General features: G+C 55.5%; 7 protein-coding genes and 1 tRNA gene. All 8 read left to right on the top strand.

Features of this window, described 5'->3' with window-relative positions; all coding sequences use genetic code 11:
- Positions 1 to 116 precede the first annotated feature (116 nt).
- Positions 117 to 192: transfer RNA gene (locus HUJ17_RS03485), tRNA-Trp, on the top strand.
- 43 nt (positions 193 to 235) lie between these two features.
- Positions 236 to 610: a preprotein translocase subunit SecE gene (gene secE / locus HUJ17_RS03480; protein WP_062817989.1), complete on the top strand. Its 375-nt coding sequence runs from the start codon at positions 236 to 238 to the stop codon at positions 608 to 610.
- A gap of 9 nt (positions 611 to 619) precedes the next feature.
- Positions 620 to 1,162 (top strand): transcription termination/antitermination protein NusG, encoded by a 543-nt coding sequence (nusG, locus tag HUJ17_RS03475; protein WP_062817990.1) that lies wholly within the window; start codon positions 620 to 622, stop codon positions 1,160 to 1,162.
- A 113-nt stretch (positions 1,163 to 1,275) separates the two neighbouring features.
- A complete protein-coding gene (gene rplK / locus HUJ17_RS03470; RefSeq protein WP_062817991.1) occupies positions 1,276 to 1,704 on the top strand; it encodes a 50S ribosomal protein L11 in 429 nt (142 codons plus the stop codon).
- Positions 1,705 to 1,707: 3 nt separating this feature from the next.
- Entirely contained in the window at positions 1,708 to 2,403 is a 696-nt protein-coding gene (gene rplA / locus HUJ17_RS03465) for a 50S ribosomal protein L1 (RefSeq protein ID WP_290509367.1), read from the top strand.
- Between the two features lie 308 nt (positions 2,404 to 2,711).
- Positions 2,712 to 3,242, top strand: coding sequence for a 50S ribosomal protein L10 (gene rplJ, locus HUJ17_RS03460; protein ID WP_290509366.1), 531 nt, complete (start codon positions 2,712 to 2,714; stop codon positions 3,240 to 3,242).
- A gap of 65 nt (positions 3,243 to 3,307) precedes the next feature.
- Complete coding sequence (gene rplL / locus HUJ17_RS03455; protein WP_062817994.1) at positions 3,308 to 3,685, top strand: 50S ribosomal protein L7/L12; 378 nt, start codon at positions 3,308 to 3,310, stop codon at positions 3,683 to 3,685.
- A 146-nt stretch (positions 3,686 to 3,831) separates the two neighbouring features.
- On the top strand, positions 3,832 to 6,238 hold a 2,407-nt coding region (gene rpoB, locus HUJ17_RS03450; protein ID WP_290509365.1), incomplete at its 3' end, for a DNA-directed RNA polymerase subunit beta.

The following is a 6,238-nucleotide window of genomic DNA, read 5'->3' as shown; positions in this document are numbered from 1 at the left end:
CCGCGAAGGCGGCCGCACCGTTGGCGCCGGCGTGGTGTCCAAGATCATCGAGTAAGACAGTTAGTGTGTTGATGGCCGGGGCTTTCATGTCCCGGCTGTTGCATTTGTAAAGTTACAGGCCAGTAGTTCAATTGGTAGAGCACCGGTCTCCAAAACCGGCTGTTGGGGGTTCGAGTCCCTCCTGGCCTGCCAATTTTCCCAAGGCTGCCGCTTGGGTGGTGGGGTGCATCGTAAGATGAGCGAGAAAACAGAAGCACGTTCCGGCTCTGCCGCCTTCGAGGCGGTGAAGTGGTTGCTGGTGGTCGGTCTGGTGGCCGCTGCTGTTGTCGGTAATAGCTATTTCTCCGAGCAACCCACTCTTTACCGGGTGGTCGGTGTTGTTGCTGTTGCCCTGGTCGCAGTGTTTTTTGCTCTGCAGACCGAGCAGGGCAAGGCGTTCAATCAGCTGCGCAAGGATTCCATGGTCGAGCTGCGTAAAGTGGTGTGGCCGACGCGTCAGGAAACCCTGCAGACCACGCTGATTGTTCTTGTCTTTGTTGTGATTGTGGCCCTGTTGCTGTTTGTGCTCGACTGGATCCTCGGTGGGCTCATGTCCTGGGTTATTGGCTAAGGGGTAAACATGGCAAAGCGCTGGTATGTGGTACATGCCTATTCGGGTTTCGAGAAGCACGTAAAACGCGCCCTGGAAGAGCGCGTTAAATTGCGTTCTATGGAAGAGCTTTTCGGCGAGATTCTGGTTCCTACCGAAGAAGTGGTGGAGATCAAGGGCGGCCAAAAGCGCAAATCCGAGCGTAAGTTCTTTCCCGGTTATGTGTTGGTGCAGATGGAGATGTGTGATGACTCCTGGCACCTGGTAAAAGAAACTCCGAAAGTGATGGGCTTTATTGGTGAAGATCCGAAAAATCCGGGTCGCGTTTCGCCTATTACCCAGAAAGAGGCGGATGCCATTCTCCGTCGCATGGATGATGCGGTCGAGAAGCCGAAGCCGAAGACACTGTTTGAGGCGGGTGAAGTGGTTCGTGTCAACGACGGCCCCTTTGCTGACTTCAATGGCGTAATCGAAGAAGTGAATTACGAGAAGAGCCGCCTGCAGGTGGCAGTAATGATCTTCGGTCGTTCCACGCCGGTAGAGCTGGAATTCGGTCAGGTCGAAAAAACCTGATCCTTTTCAGTGTATCAATTAGGTGCCCTGATCGCTGAAAAGCGTTCGGGGCGTTTTGACAACCTGAGGGGAGCCCGCACTCTGCGCGGCGTTTGCACCCAAGGAGTCTTACAATGGCGAAGAAAGTCCAAGCCTACATCAAGCTGCAGGTTGCAGCGGGTCAGGCTAACCCGTCCCCGCCGGTTGGTCCCGCACTGGGTCAGCACGGTGTGAATATCATGGAGTTCTGTAAGGCGTTCAACGCCCAGACTCAGCAGCTGGATGCCGGTGCGCCGGTTCCTGTTGTGATCACCGTTTATAGCGACCGTTCTTTTACCTTCACCATGAAGACGCCGCCGGCGTCTTACCTGCTGAAGAAAGCGGCCGGTATCAAGAGCGGCTCCGGCGAGCCGAATACCAAGAAAGTGGGCAAGGTAACCCGTGAGCAGCTGGAAGAGATCGCCAAGGCCAAAGAGCCTGATCTGACCGCTGCGGATCTGGAAGCTGCCGTGCGCACTATCGCGGGCTCTGCCCGTTCCATGGGTCTGGATGTGGAGGGTTAACCAATGGCTAAGTTGTCCAAGCGTACCCGTGCCATCCGGGAAAAAGTGGAAGCTGGCAAACTGTACCAGGTAGAGGAAGCAGTGGCCCTGCTGGCCGAGCTGTCCACCGTGAAGTTCAAGGAATCTCTGGACGTAGCGGTCAACCTGGGTGTTGATCCGCGTAAATCCGACCAGAACGTTCGTGGTGCTTCTGTGCTGCCCCACGGTACCGGTAAAACCGTTCGCGTAGCGGTGTTCGCCCAGGGTGCCAAGGCTGAAGAAGCCAAGGAAGCCGGTGCGGATGTGGTTGGTTTTGACGATCTGGCCGAGCAGGTTCAGGGTGGCGAAATCAACTTTGATGTGGTTATTGCTTCGCCGGACGCTATGCGTGTTGTCGGCAAGCTGGGCACTATTCTGGGCCCCCGTGGTCTGATGCCCAACCCGAAGGTCGGCACCGTAACTCCTGATGTTGCCCAGGCAGTGAAGAATGCCAAGGGTGGTCAGGTTCGTTACCGTACCGACAAGGGTGGCATTGTGCACTGCACCGTGGGTCAGGTTGGTTTTGACTCCAATGCGATCAAGGAAAATGTGGAATCTCTGCTGGCTGACCTGAAGAGAGCCAAGCCGTCTTCCGCCAAGGGTACCTATTTCAAGAAAGTTACCCTGTCTACCACCATGGGGCCTGGTCTGAATATTGATCCGGCTTCCCTGGCGATGTAAGGAATTTGAGCCTGGTGCAATCTGGCCAGGCTCACAAGGGCTTTGATCCCGATGACTCACTCTTTAAGGAGGGTCTCGTCGGGGCGTCAAAGACCGCAGGTTTCCGGTTCTGTTTGGAGTCTGCCTTTATGAGGCAAGTAACAAGCCGGGATTAAGGGGTAACCGCCTGCGCAGGCGCGGTAGTTGTTTCCTGACTTGTTCAGGTTGTGGCTCCGCGATAATGGCCGGGAAACCGGCCCTGGCGACCGCCTCGAAATCAGATTGCAGTCGATTTTGACGGTTAATGTTTGTGAATCCAGGAGGTAAACATGCCTTTGAATCTGGAGGACAAACGGGCGATTGTTGCTTCGGTCAATGCTGTAGCTACTGAAGCGCTGTCTGCTGTGGTTGCTGACTATCGTGGTCTCACTGTTTCTCAGATGACTGAGTTGCGTAGTAAGGCCCGTGAAACCGGCGTGTACCTGAAAGTGGTACGTAATACGCTGGCGAAGTTCGCCGTGAAAGACACTGAGTACGAGTGTCTGAGCGACGTTCTGGTTGGCCCCACTGTTTTGGCTTTTTCCCAGGATGACCCGGGCGCAGCTGCCCGTCTCATCAAGGACTTTGCTAAAGACAATGACGCGCTGGAAGTTAAGGCTCTGGCTGTGGGTGGTATAGCGTATGGTCCTCAGGACATTGATGTCCTGGCCAAGCTGCCGACTCGCGACGAAGCACTTTCTCAGCTCATGTCCGTTATGCAGGCCCCGGTGGCCAAGTTTGTTCGTACCCTCAACGAGGTGCCCGGCAAATTTGTTCGCACGGTTGCTGCAGTCAAGGACCAGAAACAGAGTGCCGCCTGATTTGTCAGGCTGCGTAACTACCCGATCCAATCGGATCGCCCGTGTGGTGATTTAGGAGATTGAAAATGGCCGTTTCCAAAGAAGATATCCTCGGCGCTATCGCCGATATGAGCGTTATGGACCTCGTTGAACTGATCGAGGCCATGGAAGAGAAATTCGGCGTAACCGCCGCTGCCGCTGTTGCCGCTGCTCCTGCAGCTGCCGCTGGTGGTGAAGCTGCTGCCGAAGAAAAGACCGAGTTTGACGTTGTTCTGACCGGTTTCGGTGACAAGAAAGTTGGCGTGATCAAGGCTGTTCGTGAAGTAACTGGCCTGGGTCTGAAAGAAGCCAAAGAGCTCGTTGAAGGTGCACCTGCTTCTGTTAAAGAAGGTGCTTCCAAGGACGAAGCCGAAGAGATCAAGAAAAAGATCGAAGAGGCTGGCGGTACTGCCGAGCTCAAGTAAGCGCATTTGCGCAATGTCTTTCCACAATAATGCGGAAAGGCACCGGCTGGCAGCTTGAGGGCTGCCAGCCTTTTGTCGTTTCTGTGTGAGAGGTTTCATACAGGAATATCACCCAAGGGTGATAGATCAACAGCTGAGGAACGCAGATGGCATACTCATTCACTGAGAAAAAGCGGATCCGCAAAGATTTCGGCAAGCTTCCGAAGGTTATGGAGGTCCCGTACCTTCTGGCCATACAGCTCGATTCTTACCGTAAATTTCTGCAGCAAGATAAAAGTGCAGAAGAGCGTCTGGACCAGGGTCTGGAAGCCGCTTTCCGGTCAGTATTTCCGATTTCAAGTTATTCCGGGAATGCCGCGCTGGAGTATGCCGGCTATGAGTTCGGCAAGCCTGTTTTTGATGTAAAAGAATGTACTGTTCGTGGTACCACCTACGCTGCGCCGCTGCGCGTACGGATTCGTCTGGTCATCTATGACAAGGAATCCAGTGGGGCTATCAAGGATATCCGTGAACAGCAGGTCTACATGGGCGAAATGCCCCTGATGACCGAAAACGGTACCTTTGTGATCAACGGTACCGAGCGTGTCATTGTGTCCCAGCTGCACCGTTCCCCCGGTGTGTTTTTCGACCACGATAAAGGCAAGACTCACTCCTCCGGCAAGCTGCTGTATTCCGCCCGGGTGATTCCTTACCGTGGCTCCTGGCTGGACTTCGAATTCGATCCCAAGGACCAGGTGTTCGTGCGGATCGACCGTCGCCGCAAGTTGCCGGCGACTATCCTGCTGCGTGCGTTGGGCTATACCTCCGACGAAGTGTTGGAGATGTTCTTCGAGACCAACGAAATTGCAGTGGAAGACGGCATTTACCGTATGAAGCTGGTGCCGGAGCGTCTGCGTGGTGAAACCGCGACCTTCGACATCCTGGCGGACGGTGAAGTCGTGGTGGAGCGCGGCCGTCGTATTACCGCGCGCCATATTCGCCAGCTGGAAAAGGCCAATATCGAGTACCTGGATATTCCTGCCGAATACCTGCAGGGCAAGTACTTGGCCAAATCCATCATCGACCAGGACACTGGCGAGATCCTGGTGGAGTGTAATACCGAACTGACAGCGGAAACGCTTGAGAAGCTGGAGCAGGGCGGTATCACCGATTTCGAAACCCTGTACACCAACGATCTGGACAACGGCCCGTTCATGGCCGACACCCTGCGTGCTGATCCGACTCGTACTCCGCTGGAGGCGCTGGTCGAAATCTATCGCATGATGCGTCCCGGTGAGCCGCCGACCAAAGAAGCAGCAGAGAACCTGTTCAAGAACCTGTTCTTCACCGACGAGCGTTACGATCTGTCCGGTGTTGGGCGGATGAAGTTCAACCGTCGTCTCGGTCGTGAAGACGAAACCGGTCCTGGCATCCTCTACGATGGCCGCTACTTCAGCGCCCGCACCGATGAGGAAGGCAAGCAGTACTTTGCGCAGATGGGTGAAGAGACCTCTGACATCATCGAAGTGCTGCGCACCCTGGTGGATATCCGCAACGGTAACGGTGTGGTGGATGATATCGATCACCTGGGTAACCGCCGTGTGCGTTCCGTGGGCGAAATGGCCGAAAACCAGTTCCGTGTGGGTCTGGTACGTGTGGAGCGTGCGGTCAAGGAGCGTCTGAGCCTGGCAGAATCCGAAGGCCTGATGCCCCAGGATCTGATCAACTCCAAGCCGGTGGCGGCTGCTGTCAAAGAGTTCTTTGGCTCCTCCCAGCTGTCCCAGTTCATGGATCAGAACAACCCGCTGTCTGAGATCACGCACAAGCGTCGTGTTTCCGCGTTGGGCCCAGGTGGTCTGACCCGTGAGCGTGCCGGCTTCGAGGTGCGTGACGTACACCCGACCCACTATGGTCGTGTATGTCCCATCGAGACTCCCGAAGGTCCGAACATCGGTCTGATCAACTCCCTGGCCACCTATGCTCGCGCCAACGAGTACGGTTTCCTGGAGTCACCGTACCTGAAGGTCATTGACGGCAAGGTCAGCGAAGAAATCGAATATCTGTCAGCCATCGAGGAAGCCGAGTGCGTGATCGCACAGGTGGACGCGAAGATGACCGACGAGGGCGGTTTCGCGGAAGATTTCGTGACGGTTCGTCACCGCTACGAATTTACCGTGATGGAGCGTGACACCATTACCCATATGGATGTTTCTCCTCGCCAGGTCGTGTCTGTGGCGGCGTCACTGATTCCGTTCCTCGAGCACGATGATGCGAACCGCGCATTGATGGGCTCCAACATGCAGCGTCAGGCTGTGCCCACGCTGCGTGCTGACAAGCCGCTGGTAGGTACCGGTTTCGAGCGTCACGTGGCCCGTGACTCTGGCGTGTGTGTGGTGGCAACCCGTGGTGGTATCGTCGACAAGGTGGATGCATCGCGGATCATCGTGAAAGTGAACGATGACGAAGTGAACGAAGGTGAAGCGGGTGTAGATATCTACAACCTGACCAAATACACCCGTTCCAACCAGAACACCTGCATCAACCAGCGTCCGCTGGTGAAAGTGGGTGACCGGG

This window comes from Alcanivorax sp. (genome assembly GCF_014762765.1).
In the GTDB taxonomy this organism is placed as follows: Bacteria; Pseudomonadota; Gammaproteobacteria; order Pseudomonadales; family Alcanivoracaceae; genus Alcanivorax.
Note: the sequence above shows the minus strand (reverse complement) of the source record. Positions and strands in the feature narration are given on the sequence as shown.

Excerpts from the sequence above, each read along its gene's own strand:
- rplJ (WP_290509366.1), top strand. The coding sequence starts at position 2,712 with ATGCCTTTGAATCTGGAGGACAAACGGGCGATTGTTGCTTCGGTCAAT.
- rplL (WP_062817994.1), top strand. The coding sequence starts at position 3,308 with ATGGCCGTTTCCAAAGAAGATATCCTCGGCGCTATCGCCGATATGAGC.
- nusG (WP_062817990.1), top strand. The coding sequence starts at position 620 with ATGGCAAAGCGCTGGTATGTGGTACATGCCTATTCGGGTTTCGAGAAG.
- rplK (WP_062817991.1), top strand. The coding sequence starts at position 1,276 with ATGGCGAAGAAAGTCCAAGCCTACATCAAGCTGCAGGTTGCAGCGGGT.
- secE (WP_062817989.1), top strand. The coding sequence starts at position 236 with ATGAGCGAGAAAACAGAAGCACGTTCCGGCTCTGCCGCCTTCGAGGCG.
- rplA (WP_290509367.1), top strand. The coding sequence starts at position 1,708 with ATGGCTAAGTTGTCCAAGCGTACCCGTGCCATCCGGGAAAAAGTGGAA.